The organism is Ruegeria sp. AF8 (genome assembly GCF_056541825.1).
The window spans coordinates 1-19,259 of the sequence record NZ_JBQFYW010000019.1 but is presented as its reverse complement, the minus strand read 5'-3'; the positions used below and the strand labels follow the sequence as shown (position 1 = coordinate 19,259).

Sequence of the window (19,259 nt, the reverse complement as noted above, 5' to 3'; positions counted from 1 at the left end):
GGCATGAACATCGGTTTGACCTCTCTCGACGGAACCCCGATCAGTCGTTTCGCCTTTGGCACGATGCAATTTGGCGGGCGCGCTGACGCCGCCCAAAGCCGCAATATGTATGATGCCAGCCGCAAGGCGGGCATCACTCATTTCGACACCGCCCATGTCTATACCAACGGCGCATCGGAGACGCTTTTGGGTGAAATGATTTGGCCGGACCGCGACAAGCTGCTGATCGCGACGAAAGTCGGATATGACAGCGCGAAACCGGCCAATATCCGGGCGCAATTCGACACCTGCCGCAGGCGGCTGAACCTCGACATGGTGGATGCGCTCTATCTGCACCGTTTCGATCCCGATACCGATCTGGCCGAGACGCTGGCCTGTTTCGCCGAACTGAGGCAGGCCGGGAAAATTCGGTATGTCGGGTTATCTAATTTCGCGGCTTGGCAGGTGATGAAGGCAGTGCAGGTGGCGGCGGAATTCGGCCTGAGCATCGATCTTTTGCAGCCGATGTACAATCTGGTCAAGCGGCAGGCCGAGGTCGAGATTCTGCCTGCCTGTGCCGATCAGGGCATCGCCGTCTCACCCTATTCGCCGCTGGGGGGCGGTCTGTTGACCGGCAAATACGCCAATTCCGGTCAGGGGCGACTGACCGAGGACAAGGGTTATGCCGTGCGCTATGGGCAGGGTTGGATGTTCGACACCGCGCGGGCGTTGGCCGATCTGGCCGAAGAGTTGGGAACTCACCCGGCGACACTGGCGGTTGCGTGGGTCGCGGCCAATCCGGTGGGCCTGTTGCCGATCGTGTCGGCGCGAAGCCCGGAACAGCTTGCGCCCTCGCTGGCGGCGATTCCGTTCGAAATGTCGCCGGAGCTTTTTGCAAGGATTTCCGGGTTGAGCCGCACTCCGCCCCCGGCCACGGACCGGACGGAGGAACAGGCATGATCGATTTTCTGGTGATCGGTGGCGGGATCGCCGGGCTGAGTGCGGGCGCGCGATTGTCCGAGCATGGATCGGTCACCGTGCTGGAGGCCGAAGAGGCGCTGGGCTATCACGCATCGGGGCGGTCGGCGGCCATGTTCGAGCCGAATTACGGCCTGCCGTCCGTGGTCGCGCTTGGTTTGGCCAGCGCGGACTACCTCGGCAACGAAAATGGTGGCTATCTGAGTCCGCGGGGATTGATGCTGATCGGCGGGCGCGATCAGCGGGAGGAATTCACATCCGACTGTGAGGATCTCGGATTGCAGGCAGTGGGGATCGACGAAGCGCTCGACCGTGTGCCCATCCTGAGCCGCGACACCGTCGGGTTCGCAGCCTATTGCGGTCGGGCGCAGGATATTGACACCGACCGGATGCTGCAGGATTTCGCGCGGCGTATCCGCGCCAATGGCGGCTCGGTTTTGACCCGAAGGCCGGTGACCGGCATCGACAGGAGCGGGTACTGGAGGGTCGAGGCCGATGGGCTTTTCGAGGCCCGCACGATCGTGAACGCCGCCGGGGCCTGGGCGGATCAGATCGCCGGAATGGCCGGGATCAACCCCATCGGGCTTACGCCCTGCCGCCGCTCGATGGCACGCCTGCCCGCACCGGGCGGGCATGACGTATCCGGTTGGCCAATGATGCTGGGGGTTGGCGAGACGTGGTACGCCAAACCGGATGCGGGCAAGCTGCTGGTTTCGCCAGCCGATGCAGACCCTGTGGAGCCGCAGGACGCCTATGCCGACGACATGGTGCTGGCAGAAGGGCTGGCGCGCTATGAGGAGATGGTCACCGAACCGGTGACGCGGGTTGAAACCAACTGGGCCGGGCTGCGCAGCTTTGCCCCCGACAGGTCGCTGGTTCTGGGCCCCGACCCCGCCGATCCTTCTTTTGTCTGGTGCGCCGGTCAGGGCGGGTATGGCTTTCAGACCGCCCCTGCCGCGTCGCGGCTGGTGGCGGACCTGACCGTCGGTAACGCGCCGGAACTGGATGCACAGGCCGTGGCTGCACTGCGACCCGACAGGTTTCGCGCATGACCCGCCGCAAGCTTCCGGCAAACGCAAGTGTCGCCGCTCAGGGCGATGGGGCCAAGCTCGTGGCCCCGGCGGCCAGCCGCAATTCCGAGGCGCTGTGTGATCTGCTGGCCCATGTGGCACCCGATCAGGGCAGGGCTTTGGAATTGGCCAGCGGCACCGGTCAGCATGTCGTCGCCTTTGCCGAGCGGTTTCCGCATGTCTGGTGGCAACCGACCGAGGTCGAGGCGGCCCGGCGGGCCAGCATTGATGCCTATGCGGCGGGTCTGACGAATATCGCGACCGCTCGGGAACTGAACGCGACGGTTGAGGGATGGAGCGTTCATCACAGCGGTCAAAACCTGATCATCCTGATCAACCTGCTGCATCTCATCAGCCTGCCCGAGACCACCGCGCTGATCCGCGAGGTCGCCGCCGCCCTCGCCCCTGGTGGGCGATTCGTGCTGTATGGCCCGTTCATGCGCGCGGGAGAACTGACCAGCGACGGAGACGCCCGGTTCCACGCGGCGCTGACCGCACAGGACCCCGAGATCGGGTACAAGGATGATTTCGACATGATCGACCTGATACAAGCTGCCGGACTTGAGATGGTCGAGGTGGTGGAGATGCCCGCCAACAACCTGGCCCTGATCGCGGAAAAGCCCGCCACCTGATCAAGATCAAGGTGGCGGTCCAGGCAACGCCCTACATATGCAAACAATTATATGTTTTGTAAAAGGGCATCCTGCATGAACTGGCAAGAAAGACTGTCCGCGACGCGATCCGGCTTGCGGAACCTGAACGGGGCGATCCCCGATACCGCACGTGCCTTTGGCGCCTTGGGAAAGGCCGTCAAGGAAGGCGGCACGTTGGATTACAAATCCAAGGAATTCGTCGCCCTTGGCATATCGGTGGCGGTGCGCTGCGAACCCTGCATTTCCTTGCATGTCGAAGCCCTGGTCAAGGCGGACGCGTCGCGGGAAGAAGTCGCTGACGTTCTGTCCATGGCAATCCAGATGGGGGGCGGGCCGTCGATGATGTATGCGGCCAAGGCATTGGAGTGCTTTGACGAACTGTCCGCCTGACCTGCGTCACTTTGGCAGCGCCGGATACCCGGCGCTGGTCCGTTTCACTAACAGAGCACAAAAAAACGAAAGGACCTACACGCCATGAAACTCGCGATACTTGCAGGACCGGCATTCATTCTGGCGGTTGGACTGGCGCTTGCGGAAACGCCTGGCAAGGGCGCCCATTTCATCGAAAACTGGGATGGCGACGGGGACGGTGCCGTCACATTGGAAGAGGCCCGCACAATGCGGGGGAACGTATTTTACATGTTCGATGCCGATGAAAACCAGATTCTGGACCCGTCGGAATACGACCTGTTCGACGAAACCCGCGCTGCGGAACTGGCAATCAATGCCGATCAGCAGGAATTGACCGGCCCCGTGCATGGTTTGCGGCGTGAATTCAGTGACACCGACGGTGATGGATCGGTCAGCTTGAATGAATTCCTGAACAGTACGGACAGCTGGTTCACCAAATTCGACATGGACGGCAACGGCCAGATCACGTCGGCTGATTTCGGCGGCTGAAGGCACGCCAACAGGGATGATTTTGTTCCCGGTCCGTCGTGGCGGACGGATGGTGCCCGCCGGGTCGCTCTTCACACGGCGCATGCCGATCGAAATCCGGGGGGCATGATACCGGCCTCTTTCGTGACTTTTTGATGCATATTTGCTAAAGTGAGCGGAGGAGTGACATCGAAATGAAGATCATACTCTCTCTGCTGACAATCTTGTTGCCATTCCAGACGCTGGCTCAGGAAGATCCGATCAGGGGTCGAATGATCTGCGAAGTGCTTTCCAACCGGTTTGTCCCCACCGACGGTGGTCGCTCGGGTTCCGAGACCGGGCATGGTCAGGGTTTTCTGCCTGGTGCAACGTTCATCGTTGACTACACCCACGACCCGTCCAGCGGCCTGTCGATCTATTTGGGAGAGCCGGACCGGACGAATATCCTGATCGAGGAGCCGTTTCCGGCAAGCAGCTTCAAGGGTGTGTCAAAGATCACCAACAAGGCCGAATACCGCACCGCATTCAGCCAAGTGTCCCTTGGCAGGCATTCGGTGAACTACAAAGGCAATGATCAGCTGAACATCAAGAGATGTCACGGAGATGCGTGGCAAGGCCACTATGTCCAGACATATGTCAGCGGGCAGTTCACTCAGGTTGTCTCGCTGACTTGCCACACGTTTGTGAACGCCATGGAGGACGTGCTGGCCCGTTTGAAGCTGACAAACTAGATCAGGTTGCTACGCGCGCCCAAAGAGAAAGGCCCCGGATCACTCCGGGGCCTTGTCCGATCAGCCATCCTTGCGAATGGTTTCGTTCTTGGGATCGTAAGGGCTGTCGCAGGTGACGACCGCATCCCACAGTTTGTCCTGAATCTTGACCTGCAGCTTGGTGCCTTCCACCGCCAGTTCAGGCTTCACATAGCCCATGCCGATGGATTTCTCGAACGCCACCGAATACCCGCCCGAGGTCAGGCGGCCCACGCGATCACCCTCTGGCGTGTACAGCGCCTCGCGGCCCCACGGGTCGGCATCGTCAGGTCCGTCGATCAGCAGGGTGCAGCACTTTACGCGCACGCCGGTCTCTTCCAGCTTGGCCTTGCCGTAGAAGTCCTTGGACAGGTCGACAAAACGCGGCAGGTCGGCTTCCAGCGGGGTCGCGTCGCGGCCCAGTTCGGTGCCGAATGCGCGATAGGATTTCTCCTGACGCAGCCAGTTCTGAGCGCGCGCACCGACCAGTTTCATACCGTGTTTCTCACCGGCCTTTTCCAGCAGGTCGAACAGATAGTTCTGCATCTCGATCGGGTGGTGCAGTTCCCAGCCCAGCTCACCAGTATAGGCCACGCGGATCGCGTTAACCGGGCACATGCCCAGTTCGATCTGGCGCGCCGACAGCCACGGGAAGCGCTTGTTGGACAGCGCGGTTTCCGGATCGGCGTCCTTGATGACCTCTTTCAGAACGTCGCGCGACTTGGGTCCGGCGATGGCGAAGACGCCCCACTGCGTGGTCACGTCCTGGATTTCGATATAGCCGAACTCCTCCATCTTGTCCTCGGCCGCCTTACGCAGATAGTCGGCGTCATACTCGGTCCAAGCGCCGGCGGAAACGATGTAGTAGTTGTTCTCGCCATTGCGAACGATGGTGTATTCGGTGCGGGTGGTGCCGTGCGAGGTCAGCGCGTAGGTCAGGTTGATGCGACCGACCTTGGGCAGCTTGTTGCAGGTGAACCAATCCAGAAACTGGGTGGCACCGGGGCCTTTGACGACGTGCTTGGTAAAGGCCGATGCGTCGATCAGGCCAACGCCTTCGCGGATCGCTTTGGCCTCTTCGACGGCATACTGCCACCAGCCGCCACGGCGGAAGGAGCGGGCGTCATGGTCGAAGTTCTCAGGTGCATCGACTGGGCCGAAATAGTTCGGACGTTCCCAGCCGTTGACCCAGCCGAATTGCGCGCCACGCGCTTTCTGACGGTCATAGGCCGGAACGGTCCGCAGGGGGCGACAGGCGGCGCGCTCTTCGTCCGGGTGGTGCAGGATATAGACGTGCTCATAGCACTCTTCGTTCTTGCGCGCCGCAAACTCGGTGGTCATCCAGTTCGACGAGTAACGCTTGGGGTCCAGCGAGGCCATATCGATCTCGGCTTCGCCATCAACCATCATCTGCGCCAGATAGTAGCCGGTGCCGCCTGCTGCGGTGATGCCGAACGAGAAGCCCTCGGCCAGCCACATGTTGCGCAGACCCGGTGCCGGACCAACCAGCGGGTTACCGTCGGGGGTGTAGCAGATCGGGCCGTTGAAATCGTCCTTCAGACCGGACTCAGCGCAGGACGGTACACGCTCGGCCATCGCCATGTATTGCTCGGCGATCCGGTCCAGATCCAGCGGGAACAGGTCGGCGCGGAAGCTGTCCGGCACACCATGTTCGAACTGCGCGGGCGCGCCATGTTCGTAGATGCCCAGAATCCAGCCGCCGCGTTCTTCACGTGCATAGGATTCGTTGTCGGCGTCACGCACAACGGGGTGCTCGGGGTTGCCCGCTTCGCGCCATTTGACCAGCTCGGGGTCTTTGTCCATGACGATGAAGGTGTGCTCGACCGGGATCGCCGGCATCTTGATGCCCAGCATCTTGGCGGTGCGCTGCGCGTGGTTGCCCGAAGCGGTCACAACGTGTTCGGCGGTGATCACGACCTGCTCGTCGGAAGGTACCAGATTGCCACCCTTTTCGACCATCTTGGTGCAGGTGACTTCCCAATGGGTGCCGTTCCAGTGGAAGGCGTCGGCCTGCATCTTGCGCACAATCTCGACGCCGCGCTGACGGGCACCCTTTGCCATCGCCTGGGTCACGTCGGCAGGGTTAATGTAGCCGTCCTCGGTGTGATAGATCGCACCCTTCAGGTCCGAGGTCTCGATCAGCGGCCAGCGCTCCTTGATCTGCTCGGGCGTCAGCCACTCATATGCAACGTCACAGGTTTCGGCAGTGGACGCGTACAGCATGTATTCGTCCATACGTTCCTGCGTCTGCGCCATGCGCAGGTTGCCGACCACGGCGAAGCCCGCGTTCAAGCCGGTCTCTTCCTCAAGCGTCTTGTAGAAATCGACCGAGTACTTGTGGATGTGGGTCGTCGCGTAGGACATGTTGAACAGTGGCAGCAGGCCCGCTGCGTGCCAGGTGGATCCGGACGTCAGCTCGTCCCGCTCGATCAGCATCACATCGTCCCAGCCCGCCTTGGCCAGGTGATAGGCAATCGAGGTGCCGACGGCGCCACCGCCAACGACCAGTGCTTTGACTTGGGTTTTCATATGCCCGTTCTCCGGCTTGAGTCTGTTTGGACCGGTTTATGCCCAACCCTGCGCGACAACGCAAAATCCATCCGACACAAATCGGTGCAAAACCGACCTCGAGCACACCAAGTCGCGCCCTTGCACAAGTGGGCACCGTCGGATTCGAGTATTTTTGAAAAGATGAAGCCAGGGCCGCGCTTCATCTTTTGGGCACAAACTCACTCCGAAGAGCCGCGCGAAAGGCGCATTTATCTGCATTTCAGAGGATCTTGCCCGGGTTCATGATATTGTCCGGGTCGATGGCCGCCTTGATCGCTGCCATGACCTGCGTCGCCGCGCCAAGTTCCTTGACCAGATAGGGTCGCTTGCCCTGCCCGATTCCGTGTTCGCCGGTGCAGGTCCCGTCCATCGAGATCGCCAGATCGTTGAGCCAATCGACGAATGTCTCGGCCCTGGCGACCTCGTCCGCATTCTCCATATCGATCAACAGCAGAGTGTGGAAGTTTCCATCGCCCACATGCCCGACGATAGGGGCCAGCAAGCCCAATTCCGTGGTTTTCTCCTGTGCGGCGGTCACGCACTCGGCCAGACGTGAAATCGGCACGCAGACATCGGTCGAAATACCGCTGGCGCCCGGGCGCAACTGCAGCGAAGCCCAGTACATGTCGTGGCGCGCCTGCCAAAGCCGGTTGCGTTCCTCGGTCGAGGTGGTGGCGGCGAAATCGGTGCCGCCAAACTCCTCGGCGATGGCGCCAAAGGTTTCCGCCTGCTCGACCACCCCGGCCTCGGAGCCATGGAATTCAAGCAGCAAAAGCGGCGTGTCCGGCAAATCCAGCTTGGAATAGGCATTGGCGGCCGCAACCGAGAGCTCGTCCAAAAGTTCAATCCGCGCCACCGGAATACCATATTGGACGGTCGTCATCACCGCCCGGCACGCGGCATCGACGGATGGAAAGGAACAGCGGGCCGAACTGATCGCCTCGGGGATGCCGTGCAGGCGCAGGGTGATTTCGGTGATGATACCCAACGTGCCCTCGGCCCCGATCAACAGGCGGGTCAGGTCATATCCGGCCGAGGATTTCTTGGCCCGATGTCCGGTGCGGATGATTTGCCCGTCCGGCATCACCGCTTCCAGACTGAGGATATTGTCCTTCATCGTGCCATAGCGCACCGCATTGGTGCCCGAGGCCCGCGTTGCCGCCATTCCACCCAGCGAGGCATTGGCACCGGGATCGATCGGAAAGAACAGGCCCTGATCGCGAAGGTATGTATTCAGATCCTCGCGGGTGACGCCGGGCTGGATCACGCAATCCAGATCTTCGGCATGGACCGCGAGGATCTTCTTCATCTGCATGAGATCGACCGAGACCCCGCCTGCGGGCGCGTTCACATGCCCCTCAAGCGAGGTGCCGGTGCCGAAAGGAATGACCGGAACCTTGTGCTTGGCACAGGTTCTGACGATCTCGGACACCTCGCCGGTGGTTTCGGGAAACACCACCGCGTCGGGGGATTGGTTATTGATCCACGTCGTTGTATGGCCGTGCTGTTCGCGAATAGCCGCACCCGTCTGCAACCGGTCTCCGAACCGCTGTTTCAGAATGCCGATCGCGGATTCGATCCCGGTTTCATTGCGTGCCAATGCCGTGGCCTGAACCATGGTGTTCCTCCCTTTCGCGCCGCGCGCGGCCGCGAATAATTGCTACGAAAGGCCGGGGCTGCGGGCAATACCCACAACCCGGTAGTAGCTCATTCGCCCAGCGCGATGCCCTCGCGCCGCGGGTCCGCCCCGCCCTTCAGCATATCGCCGATTTCGATGGCATGCAGGCCGGAGGTCAGATCGCCCGGATTCACCTCATAGCCCAGCGCGGCCAGCGAGTCGGTCAGATCGTTGGCGCTGGTGCCATGTTCCACGTCAAAGGTCCCGAACCTGTTGACAAGATGCGGCAGGGCAATCGCCTGTTGCACGTCCATGTCCCAATCCGCCCAGGCGATGATGGATTTGGCCACATAGCCGATAATCCGACTGCCGCCGGGCGAGCCGATGGCCAGAACCGGCTTGCCGTCCTTCATCACGATGGTTGGACTCATCGACGAACGGGGCCGCTTTCCGGGTTCCAGCCGGTTGGCGATGGGTACGCCATCGGAATGGGTTCGAAACGAGAAGTCGGTCAGTTCGTTGTTAAGCAGAAACCCGTTCGTCATCAGGCGCGAGCCAAAGGCGTTTTCGATCGTCGTCGTCATCGACAGGACATTGCCCTGCGCATCCACGATCGAGATATGCGATGTGGACGGAAGCTCGATCGCCTCATCATCCGCCCAGAGTATGGAGTGGTCGAATTCGGGTGTTCCGGGCGCGACCTCGGGCAAGGCTGCGCCCGTGTTCAATAGCGCAGCTCGCCCGCTCAGATAGGCGGGATCAATCAGTCCTTTTGTCGGCACTGGCACGAAGTCACTGTCGGCCATATAGCGGCCCCGATCCGCAAATGCGAGGCGCGAGGCATCACCGATCAGCAGCCAGGCTTCGGCATTGTCAGGGCCGATCGCCGCGAGGTCATAACCGTCGAGCATGCCCAGGATCTGCCCCACCGTCAGCGCCCCCGACGAGGGCGGCCCCATGCCGCAGACCTCATATGCGCGATAGGCGGCGCAGACGGGCGCACGCTCGATTACCTGATAAAGCGCCAGATCGGTGCCCGACAGTACGCCGGGATTGCCGGGGGCGGTACGGACCGTGTTGACGATCCCCGCCGCGATATCCCCACCGTAAAATCCCGCTGCACCTTCGGAGGCCAGCGTTCGCAGCGTTTCGGCATAGGCCGGATTGGTCAGCCGTTGCCCTTGCGCCAAGGGCTGAGCGTCAGGCAGGAAATACGCAGCTGTAGCGGGAAAGCGCGACAGGCGCTCGGCGTCCCGTTCAACCAGACCGGCAAGACGGGGCGAGACCAGAAAGCCTTCATCCGCCAGCCGGATACCGTCGGAAAACAGCGATGGCCACGGGCTGCGGCCCCAACGCCGGTGCGCCTCTTCCAGCAGCGCAGGCGTGCCGGGCGCACCCACAGACAACCCGCCGACCACGGCATCAAAGAATTTCAGCGGCTCGCCGTTTTCGTCCTGAAACAGGGTCGGTGCCGCCGCCAGGGGCGCCGTTTCGCGTCCATCCAACGTGGTCAGAGTTTCGCTGGCCGCATCATACCAGACCAGAAACGCGCCGCCGCCAAGCCCCGAGGATTGCGGCTCGACCAGACCCAGTACCACCTGCACCGCGACCATTGCATCCGCCGCCGTGCCCCCCGCGCGCAGTACTCTGGCCCCGGCCTCGACCGCCAGCGGATTCGCGGCAGCGACCATCCAGTTTTCAGCCTCGACCGGAACCCCCGCCGTCTTGGCCTCCAATGCGGCGATGACCTGACCGGTCAGGCCCTGAACCTGTCCCTCTGTCGCGGCCTCGGGCGATACGGCATCTGAGGTTTCCTGCGCCAACGCGGGCGCGGCGGCAATTGCGGTGGCCAGAAAAAATCCAGAGATCCAATTCGCAAGCATGTCATCCTCCAATTCAATCGGGCCTCAATTCCCTTGACCGGCAAATTCGGTCGACAACTGGGCGCCACCCAATCGTGCAACCGCAGACATGTACCTTGCCGAGTTCACCGATCCTCGGGCATATCACCCGATTCCCGGTCTCTTGCATAACTTGCCATGTCCGGGAATTCCGGCAACCACGCTTCTTTGCGGATGGTCCAACTTTCATATGTGGGCGTCAACAGATCGGGTGTATCCAGACTGCCGAGGTGTATTTCTATTTCCGCCTCCGACCGGGCAAAGACAGGCGATCCGCAATATGGACAAAAATACCGACCCGCATAGCCGCGGGCCTCTCCGGCAATCTGCACGGCGTCTTTTGGGAACACGGCCGCAGCATAGAACAAGGCCCCGTGATGCTTGCGGCAATCAAGGCAATGGCAAAGCCCGACCCGGAGCGGTTTACCGGACGCCGAAACGCGAAGCCTGCCGCATCGGCACCCGCCTTTGTACTCGCCCATGGCCGTCCGGGGTTCCGGCATCCTACAACATCGCGGGCACGACCTGATCGGGCGGGCGATGGCCGTCCTCGAAGGTCTTGATGTTGATGATGACCTTTTCGCCCATTTCGATGCGCCCCTCGACGGTCGCAGACCCCATATGCGGCAACAAAACCACATTCGGCAATTGCCGCAGCCGCGGGTTCACGTGGGTTCCGTGCTCGTACACGTCCAGCCCGGCGCCGGCGATTTCATCCGTGCGAATCATGCGGGTCAGAGCATTTTCATCGATCACCTCACCGCGCGACGTATTCACGATCACCGCCGAAGGTTTCATCAGTTTCAAACGGCGCGCGTTCATCAGATGAAAAGTCGAGGGCGTCGACGGGCAATTGACCGAGATCACATCCATCCGCGCCACCATCTGGTCAAGGCTGTCCCAATAAGTCGCCTCCAGTTCTTCCTCGACCTCGGGGCGCAGGCGGCGGCGGTTGTGGTAATGCACCTGCATGCCAAAGGCCCGGGCCCGGCGCGCGACCGCCTGACCGATCCGGCCCATGCCCAGAATGCCCAGGCGGCGGCCACCGATGCGGCCGCCCAGCAACGCGGTCGGCGCCCAACCGGCCCAGTCCCCTTTTTGCATCACGGCCAAACCTTCGGGAATGCGCCGCGTCACGGCCAGGATCAGCGCCATCGTCATGTCGGCGGTGTCATCGGTCAGAACGCCCGGCGTGTTCGACACCAGCACCCCCCGCTGCCGCGCCGTCGACACGTCTATATGGTCTACCCCGGCCCCGTAATTCGCGATCAGCCGCAACTGTTCGCCCGCCTGCCCCAGAAGGCCGGCATCGATTGCATCGGTCACCGTCGGCACCAGAACATCGGCGGTTTTCACCGCCTCGACAAGCTCGGTACGGGTCATCGGCGTGTCATCTTCGCGCAGGCGCGCATCAAAGAGTTCACTCAGCCGGGTTTCGACGGCTTCGGGCAACCGTCGCGTTACGACAACACTCAGACGTTCTCTTGGCACTTTAGCCCTCCCACAGCTTTGCATTCCAGCGCGCGCCATGGCATCGTGGCGCAGGATCAGGCGGGGCACAAGAACCCCAAGCTGAATTGACGCAGCCTTTTTTCAAAACCCGATCAACAGGCACAAGAGCAGGCACGCAGTGAGGCATTCGGTATCGGTGAAACGTCAGTATCTGGCGCTGTTTTCGGTTTTCTTCCTCGCGCTCGGCGTTGCGGCGGCGAGTGCCGAGGAAAAGCGTGGTCAGGTCACCAATCTGCCGCTGCCGCGCTTCGTGTCGATGAAGGCAAACGAGGGGAATGTGCGCCGCGGCCCGTCGCTGACCCACCGAATCGACTGGGTGTTCAAACGCCGCGACATGCCGCTGCAGATCACCGCCGAATACGGCAACTGGCGGCGGGTGCAGGATCGCGATGGCGCCGGCGGCTGGGTGCATTACGCGCTTCTGTCCGGTGTGCGCACCGTGCTGGTCGAACAGGACATGGTGGCCGTTCATGCCCGTCCCGACCCCGGCTCGCCCGTCAATGCGCGATTCGAGACCGGCGTTGTCGCCCGTCTGGGCAACTGCACCATCGACTGGTGTCGAATCTCGGCCGGGGGGTTTCGCGGCTGGACTCAGAAATCGAATCTTTGGGGCGTAGGCGCCGACGAGATAAGGGAATAGGATTGACCGCAGGGTCTGGAATTCACCGGGTTTCGCGTTATCGTGCCAATCCCACCCCTACGGAAACACGACATGAAAGCCATTACCTATAGCAGATTTGGGCCGGCATCGGATGTGCTGACGCTCTCCGAACTGGAAACGCCGACGCCCGCCCCCGGAGATGTTCTGGTCGATCTGGCCTTTTCCGGTGTGAACCCGTCGGACGTCAAGGCAAGAGCGGGGGCAAGGCCCGGCGTCACCAGGCCGCCCTTTCCCACCATCATCCCGCATAGCGACGGCTCGGGCGTGATCTCTGCCGTGGGCGAGGGTGTTTCGCAGGACCGAATCGGCGAGCGTGTCTGGGTCTGGAACGGCCAATGGAAACGCGCCTTTGGAACCGCCGCCGAACAAATCGCACTACCCTCGGAGCAAGCAGTGCGCCTGCCTGACCAAATCTCGCTGGAAACCGGCGCGGTGCTGGGCATTCCGGGCCTCACCGCCTGCCACACGGTCTTTTCCGGCGGTGACGTGTCGGGGCAAACCGTTCTGGTGCAGGGCGGCGCGGGAACCGTCGGCCATCTGGCGGTGCAACTGGCCCGATGGGGTGGCGCAAAGGTGATCGCGACCGCCGCGGCCACCAGCTTTGACCGCGTGCGGGACGCCGGTGCAGACACCGTTCTGGACTATTCGGCACCCGATCTGGCCAGCCAGATTCTGTCGGCCAATGGCAACCGGCCAGTGGACCGGATCGTCGAGGTCGAATTCGGCCTGAACGTGCAGACGGATACAGAGGTCATCGCTGAGAACGGCCGCATCAACGCCTATGGCTCGGCCGCCGAAATGTCGCCCGCCCTGCCCTTTTATCCGCTGATGTTCAAAGCGGTCACTCTTGAGATGACCCTGATCTATCTGTTGCCACCCGCCCAGCGCGATCGGGCCCTCGCGAAGCTGACGGATGCACTGACGGCAGATGCCCTTTTCTGCCCGGTCCAATCCATCCACGACCTCGCCGATTGCCACCGCGCGCACGTGGCCGTCGAGGCGGGGAAACGCACCGGCGCGGTGCTGCTGAAAACGGCGGATTGAGCAGCTAAAGAAAATGAACGCTATAGGCCAAAATTTTTGTCAAATGGGCCTTGAACCCTGCGGGCAAGAGTCGTAGATAGCCGCTCACCGTTGGGGTGTAGCCAAGTGGTAAGGCAGCGGTTTTTGGTACCGTGTATCGTAGGTTCGAATCCTACCACCCCAGCCAATTTTCTGTAATATTTTCTGATAGTTAAGCGCATCTCGTTCTGCCGATGCGTGCAGTAACGGATAAGGTTTGCCACGTTTTCTGTGGTAGATTCTCCTCCTACCAACGCCCAAACCACAGAAATTCGCTTCGTTTAACAAGCCTTCGACGTTCGGATTTGGATAGCGGATCACGGTTCCGCTATCCTTCTTGTAGTCAGCAAATACTATCAAAGGATCGCCTCTGAGCGTTGCCCCTTAAATTTGTCGAGCAAACCACTAGAGATTTCGCAAAAGCGATCTGAGCCATCATCGATTACATGACCATACTGAGTCATCGTAAAACTTGCGGTGTGGTGTCCGAGCATTTTGAAGGCTTCTAGGTACTTCCCTTCCAACATCACCGACGACGCAACGTAGTGCCGAAGACAATGAAACCCTCTGTGCTCCACACGAGCGTGTCTAAGCAACGGAACCCAGCAGTGATTGCGGACCGAATGGTAGTGCTTTGGATAGCCAGATTTCGACGCGAAGACCCAAGGACTCTGACTTGTTCGCAGCTTAGATAACAATAGCTCGCGCAACTCAGGAACTACTGCTAGTTTTCGGTATGAGTTCGCGGTCTTCAAATCCCCAATTCGGTCTTCCTGTGTCATCCCCCTCCTCAAGGTGTCGACGCGCCGCGAAATTGACACGTGAGAATAGTTCTCTGTGAAATCTTCCCAACGCAGACCTAAGGCTTCTGAAATTCTGACCCCTGTTGTAGCCAGCAGCATAACCAACGACGCGTAAGCCCGCCACCTATCCACGTCGCGCGGAGTACCATATGTGCATAGGTAGCGAAGGCTGGAAAATATCCTCCGCATTTCGTCATCTGAAAATGCGCCCGGAGTTTTCCTTGGCCCTCTAGTATTCGGTTGAACGCTTAGGTTTCGAGCAAAATGCTTGGGGATCAAGTCGCGGTCGACACCCCAATTTAGAATTGCTTTTACGAGGTTTAGTGCGTGTTCTGCTGTCTTGACGGACTTACATTCAACTTTCAGCAGAATTATCAATTCAATTAATTTGTCCCGATTCAGATCACCAATCGGAATTTCGCCAATATTTGGAAGAATGAACGCGTCGAGATAATGCTTATAGGTATGCAGGGTAGAAGTCTCTAAAGGCCGTTTTCCATCTCGACCGACAACAGACGCTTGCATATACTCATCTGCCAACTCCAAGAAGCTTTTTTGCTCAACCCAGCTCTCTCCTCGCTCTTCAGCTCTGATTAAAGACGCCAAACACTTTTTAGCCTCACTTCGCAACCGGAATGTTTTTTCTTTCCGTCTGCCAGCCACTGATTTACCAACTACCCGATAAACCGTTCTTTGTTCCAGTTTTCTCTTATAGAGCGCAGCCATCTGTTCCTCCTTGACATTGAGGAACGCTAGATTGAGGAGAAACAATTGGTTTTGAAGTCTGTTAAGCAATCAAAAAATGTGATAAAATTTGAAATACAGCGCACCTGAATTCGGCACAATGCGCCTGTCAATATGATTTAGAATTACACTATGGATAGAAAAGAAACTTCAAGTGCAGAATTGACAGAAATCCGCGAAAATTCGGCAATGGAAACGTGCCAAAAATCAGCATTCCAATTTAACTTTGGAATTCGGCGATTCTTCGGCTCGTAAGAAAAAGATATCTCAAATCGCTATTTTTGGCATGAGTTTGGGATTTTCGGGAGACGCTGTACGACCTTTGCTCATCCCTGATCACCGCCCGCCTTCACGATTCCAACGAGTTTTTGCATCAATTATTATATTCAAACATGCAAAAAATAGACCTCCAGAAATCAACAGATTTGATGGAAGATTTCCAACCTCAAAGCTCCCGGTCAACTGATCAAGCCAACTCTGAAACTCGAGCCGGTAACTCAAACCACCTGCAGCGGCGACAGCCAAACCTAATAGCGCCATTCTCCGATAGTAGTTATCAGGGTGGAACCAAAATATAACTATTCCTACGGCCAGTGCAGCCACAATGGACGCAATCGCGCGCACGCCACTCGACCATTCAAAGAACATCGGTAAGGCCAAATAGCTCGCGACCCCGCTAAGAAGTCCTCCTACTAAGACGAGTACTACATAACTCTGCCACCAAGGCTGGTTCTGTTGCGGCAAGACCTCTTTGTGTGGCGCAGACACCTGTATGTTCACATTGACTTGCGTGCTGGGCTTTACATTCTGAACTTCCGGCAATGCGGCAGAAGCATAGGTATGGTTCACTTGCGCCGGAACAGAGCCAGCATTTTTGCGGGCAGCTTCTGTGAGAATATCTCCACCTCGAGACAACAGGTCCTTGTAGGAATGTGAAGAGCGCTGTGGTCTAAGTATTCCACTGGACCGGGCTTGATGAATTGAAGCGGTAATGACCGCATTGCAGCTATGCCAAGACAGTGGATCGTCAAAACGTGAATCTATTGAGGCAGCATACTCTGCGTACCCTTGACGGAAGTATGCTGCAGCGTCGTCTTTATCCGACGTGATCCTCTTAATCCGCCCGAACGCATCCGTTTTCTTCAGGTTTTCAGTAATCCCAACCTGTTCGAGAACCGTAGCGGCAAATTGTATGTGTAACCCAGCGAGAAGTTTGGTTCTCTCGAAATGGTTTTTTCCACGATAACCCCAAATACAACGGGCATCGAAGGAGTTGACGTAGCTATCTATGTAGAGCTCAGTCAACGAGCGACGTACGGCTCCTTCCGATCTCGGCTCGATTGTACGCGACGCAGTTTGCTCAAATACATCGAACGTCAACGCCTTCTGATCGCGCTGCCTTAGAGTGCGGCCGATCCACTCCTCGTTAGCCCTTAATACTCGCGCATCGTTTTGCGACAGCGTAATGCTCAAAGCGCTACTTGGCTTATCTTCAAGCCAAAGATTAAGGTTCTTCTCTATATGGCCTGTCGTCGAAACTGCATTGCCCATCGAACCATGCAGAAGTTTCTTTAGCTCTGGCTGCGGGGTCAAAAAGAAGCCAGGATGTAAGTGAGCCGAGTGAGAAAATTTCTCCTTGCGGCTTTCTCGAAACTCCTCATAAGAACCATAGTCTGAGTGATCTACGAACCGTCCAACCTTCGAAAGTTCTAAGATTTCTTGAAGCACGTCCGCACGATTATACAGCACCTCGTGGATTTGAGAGGCATTACAAAAAATCGTTTGGGCAGACACGACCGAAAACACTTGAATGGTCAAAAGAATTTCATCGATGTCTAATGGCTTCCCAATTGCATCGTGCAGTTCTCGGTTTAGAATGTGAAGGAATATCGGGTGATCCGTGTATTCTGATGAGTTAATTTCTCTCAATAGATAGCTCACCTGAGTAAATTGCTGATAAAATCGTTTTCGACCAAGGCTCAAAGGAACTAAGGTCATTTTCTGGATTAGAAAGATTAGTCCACCGGAGGTCGTTAATGGACATTTCGTTCTTTTTTGGCTCGAATTCGCGAGAGCAAAAATATACAATCACTACGGCAATGTGCTTTCGCGCTTCAGATGTTTCATACGTATTTATCCCGCAAAGAATTTTGAAACTATCTGGGCGCTCCAACCTTTCGGTCTCGTCTTGATCGAAAACAAGTTCTTCACGAAGCTCACGCCTAGCATTCTCAACGATCCCATGACCGGAAGAGTCGAACAGATTTAGGTCCTGATCGGAAACATGGCCTCCAAAACCAATACTCCTCATCCCCTGCAGTTCGTCTGCCGCTGTATTAAATACACCGCGCCGGTAGGTCAGAACTTTTCCGTCTTGAAAGATGATCGCGTAAGATATGATTTGTTTGATATCGAACCGGCGTTCAGCGTCTTTCCTCACAACATATCGAAAAGCTTCCTGTTTATCTGCACTCTCGATGACTGAGTTAATTTCCAACAACAACCCATCAGCTTCCTCTTGCCTCAAGAATATCTCCGGAAGCGTAAGCACGTGCTCATTGTGAAGCGTCTTCTCTCGTCGAGGTGCCTCGTATTCTGCATACTGTTCTGTCTCCAGATCACGCAGAAAGAAACGATTTGCTGCTGTCCGATAAAACGGAGACTTGGCAGCTCGCTCTCTGATCTCTGTACTTAGTCTAGCAGCAAGCGTCTTATACTGCGTTTTGCCGTACAGATGCTCCGGCACAATGCCCTGCTGCGACGCCACATCCAGAATTTCTTTCGGATGAAGCGGCCTGCGAGAGTGTCTGATGGCCTTCTCGGCCAATGTTAGATAGGAGTCTGACATTAACAGTTTGGAAAGGTTGAATTAAGCAATGACGTCGGATGATCCCTTCATGGACGAGGCATTCGTGGGACGCTTCAACAGAAGACGTAATGAGGAGGATAGCGTGAACTCTTGTATAGATGAACCCGCTATCATAGCGAGAGTACAAAAGTTCGCACCTCGGCGCGTTATTGAGCTTGGTTGCGGAACCGGTGGTCTGACGTCGGCATTGGCTGACTTGTGTTCTGAAGTTGTTTCAGTTGACCAATCACCCGCCATGATCGCTCGTACGCGCACAACTATCAATAAAAGCAATGTTCAACTCTTTTGTGAGCCGTTTGAGAACTTCCTACCGACAGTAAGCCCCGACATGGTTGTCTCGGGAATGGCGATGCATTTAGTCGCGGACTTAAACAAATTGTGCGCTTCAGTATATGAGTGGCTGGAACCCGGTGGCGTTTTTTTGTTTAGCCAAAGGCATCCAATTCGAACAGCAAATCCCACCGGCGGCGATGAATCTATTGAAGAGCCGTCTTGGAACGTCTCTGGCTACTTTGATATCGGCCCGAGAACTTATCGTTGGCTTGGTTACGAAGTACCGTATCGCCATCGCACAATATCGGAGATCATTTCAGCCGTGGTTTCCGCAGGATTTACTTTGCTCGAGTTGGACGAACCGCAACCCCAAGATCACCTAAACTCGGTAAGAGGGATTGAAAACCGAAGCTCGCCTTCGGTGCTTCTGATTGGCTGCAGGAAACCTGAGCAACATCCCGCATGATTCGGATCGTCGCCTCCCTCAATTTACTGTGGAAATTTACCACAGTAGATGATGCTTTCTGATGCGTCTTGATGTTCAAGGAAAGAGAAAGTTTACACAAAGCTCGCAAATGTTAGCAAATCCGCACATGCCGCTGGTTAATGGATCGTAAGACACTGAACTTAAAGTTAAAAAAGGCAAGGGAATCTCGCCTCGTGTCACGTATGCTTACATTTTGGTACCGTGTATCGTAGGTTCGAATCCTACCACCCCAGCCATGATTTTCCCTAAAATCACGCACTGAATATATGGCCGCCTATTACCGCGTGTTTTCAGCAGGTTATCGTCCGGCTATGCGAGCTGAGACCCGAACGTGACCAAAACAATGGTCGAATTCCGGCCGTGAGCCTCCCCAACTGAACTGGTCCACCGTTATGTTTAGGAAACGGAGGACCAAGAATGGCAAACAAGAGACCGAAGCCGGAAGAGATT

General features: G+C 57.7%; 17 protein-coding genes and 1 tRNA gene. 10 read left to right on the top strand and 8 right to left on the bottom strand.

What is annotated here, in order from left to right:
- Positions 1 to 3 precede the first annotated feature (3 nt).
- The 6 genes from ACR0AO_RS20915 (at position 4) to ACR0AO_RS20890 (ending at position 4,290) form a co-directional block, all read left to right on the top strand.
- The gene (locus tag ACR0AO_RS20915) at positions 4 to 939 is read left to right on the top strand and encodes an aldo/keto reductase (RefSeq protein ID WP_480608056.1); all 936 of its coding nucleotides are present in this window, start codon (positions 4 to 6) and stop codon (positions 937 to 939) included.
- The gene (locus ACR0AO_RS20910; protein WP_480608053.1) at positions 936 to 2,009 is read left to right on the top strand and encodes an NAD(P)/FAD-dependent oxidoreductase; all 1,074 of its coding nucleotides are present in this window, start codon (positions 936 to 938) and stop codon (positions 2,007 to 2,009) included. The genes ACR0AO_RS20915 and ACR0AO_RS20910 overlap by 4 nt, the downstream gene beginning before the upstream one ends.
- Positions 2,006 to 2,659, top strand: a complete 654-nt coding sequence (locus tag ACR0AO_RS20905; protein ID WP_480608050.1) for a DUF938 domain-containing protein — start codon at positions 2,006 to 2,008, stop codon at positions 2,657 to 2,659. Before ACR0AO_RS20910 ends, ACR0AO_RS20905 begins: the two co-directional genes overlap by 4 nt.
- Before the next feature lie 75 nt (positions 2,660 to 2,734).
- Complete coding sequence (locus tag ACR0AO_RS20900) at positions 2,735 to 3,070, top strand: carboxymuconolactone decarboxylase family protein (RefSeq protein ID WP_480608048.1); 336 nt, start codon at positions 2,735 to 2,737, stop codon at positions 3,068 to 3,070.
- Between the two features lie 84 nt (positions 3,071 to 3,154).
- Complete coding sequence (locus tag ACR0AO_RS20895) at positions 3,155 to 3,580, top strand: EF-hand domain-containing protein (protein WP_480608045.1); 426 nt, start codon at positions 3,155 to 3,157, stop codon at positions 3,578 to 3,580.
- A 173-nt stretch (positions 3,581 to 3,753) separates the two neighbouring features.
- The gene (locus tag ACR0AO_RS20890; RefSeq protein ID WP_480608042.1) at positions 3,754 to 4,290 is read left to right on the top strand and encodes a hypothetical protein; all 537 of its coding nucleotides are present in this window, start codon (positions 3,754 to 3,756) and stop codon (positions 4,288 to 4,290) included.
- A gap of 60 nt (positions 4,291 to 4,350) precedes the next feature.
- On the opposite strand, the gene ACR0AO_RS20885 is transcribed toward ACR0AO_RS20890, so the two are convergent.
- The 5 genes from ACR0AO_RS20885 to ACR0AO_RS20865 form a co-directional block, all read right to left on the bottom strand.
- Positions 4,351 to 6,858, bottom strand: a complete 2,508-nt coding sequence (locus ACR0AO_RS20885; RefSeq protein WP_480608039.1) for a GcvT family protein — start codon at positions 6,856 to 6,858, stop codon at positions 4,351 to 4,353.
- Between the two features lie 241 nt (positions 6,859 to 7,099).
- Entirely contained in the window at positions 7,100 to 8,497 is a 1,398-nt protein-coding gene (locus ACR0AO_RS20880) for an FAD-binding oxidoreductase (RefSeq protein WP_480608036.1), read from the bottom strand.
- Between the two features lie 89 nt (positions 8,498 to 8,586).
- Positions 8,587 to 10,380 carry a gamma-glutamyltransferase gene (gene ggt, locus ACR0AO_RS20875; protein ID WP_480608032.1) on the bottom strand — a complete coding sequence of 598 codons (1,794 nt, stop codon included), beginning with the start codon at positions 10,378 to 10,380 and terminating at the stop codon, positions 8,587 to 8,589.
- A 104-nt stretch (positions 10,381 to 10,484) separates the two neighbouring features.
- A complete protein-coding gene (locus ACR0AO_RS20870; protein WP_480608029.1) occupies positions 10,485 to 10,880 on the bottom strand; it encodes a GFA family protein in 396 nt (131 codons plus the stop codon).
- Positions 10,881 to 10,902: 22 nt separating this feature from the next.
- Complete coding sequence (locus tag ACR0AO_RS20865; RefSeq protein WP_480608026.1) at positions 10,903 to 11,889, bottom strand: 2-hydroxyacid dehydrogenase; 987 nt, start codon at positions 11,887 to 11,889, stop codon at positions 10,903 to 10,905.
- A gap of 178 nt (positions 11,890 to 12,067) precedes the next feature.
- On the opposite strand from ACR0AO_RS20865, the gene ACR0AO_RS20860 reads away from it, so the two are divergent.
- From ACR0AO_RS20860 to ACR0AO_RS20850, 3 genes are all read left to right on the top strand, one after another.
- The gene (locus ACR0AO_RS20860; protein WP_480608192.1) at positions 12,068 to 12,550 is read left to right on the top strand and encodes an SH3 domain-containing protein; all 483 of its coding nucleotides are present in this window, start codon (positions 12,068 to 12,070) and stop codon (positions 12,548 to 12,550) included.
- A 72-nt stretch (positions 12,551 to 12,622) separates the two neighbouring features.
- On the top strand, positions 12,623 to 13,615 hold the full coding sequence (locus tag ACR0AO_RS20855) for an NADPH:quinone reductase (protein WP_480608023.1): 993 nt from the start codon (positions 12,623 to 12,625) through the stop codon (positions 13,613 to 13,615).
- A 91-nt stretch (positions 13,616 to 13,706) separates the two neighbouring features.
- Positions 13,707 to 13,781: transfer RNA gene (locus ACR0AO_RS20850), tRNA-Gln, on the top strand.
- A gap of 208 nt (positions 13,782 to 13,989) precedes the next feature.
- Here the strand turns inward: ACR0AO_RS20850 and ACR0AO_RS20845 are convergent.
- The 3 genes from ACR0AO_RS20845 to ACR0AO_RS20835 form a co-directional block, all read right to left on the bottom strand.
- Positions 13,990 to 15,162: a tyrosine-type recombinase/integrase gene (locus tag ACR0AO_RS20845; RefSeq protein WP_480608021.1), complete on the bottom strand. Its 1,173-nt coding sequence runs from the start codon at positions 15,160 to 15,162 to the stop codon at positions 13,990 to 13,992.
- A 354-nt stretch (positions 15,163 to 15,516) separates the two neighbouring features.
- On the bottom strand, positions 15,517 to 17,121 hold the full coding sequence (locus tag ACR0AO_RS20840) for a hypothetical protein (RefSeq protein WP_480608019.1): 1,605 nt from the start codon (positions 17,119 to 17,121) through the stop codon (positions 15,517 to 15,519).
- Positions 17,096 to 18,028 (bottom strand): HTH domain-containing protein, encoded by a 933-nt coding sequence (locus tag ACR0AO_RS20835; protein WP_480608016.1) that lies wholly within the window; start codon positions 18,026 to 18,028, stop codon positions 17,096 to 17,098. Before ACR0AO_RS20835 ends, ACR0AO_RS20840 begins: the two co-directional genes overlap by 26 nt.
- A gap of 49 nt (positions 18,029 to 18,077) precedes the next feature.
- Here ACR0AO_RS20835 and ACR0AO_RS20830 point away from each other — a divergent pair, with 49 nt between their 5' ends.
- Complete coding sequence (locus tag ACR0AO_RS20830) at positions 18,078 to 18,788, top strand: class I SAM-dependent methyltransferase (RefSeq protein WP_480608013.1); 711 nt, start codon at positions 18,078 to 18,080, stop codon at positions 18,786 to 18,788.
- Positions 18,789 to 19,259 lie beyond the last annotated feature (471 nt).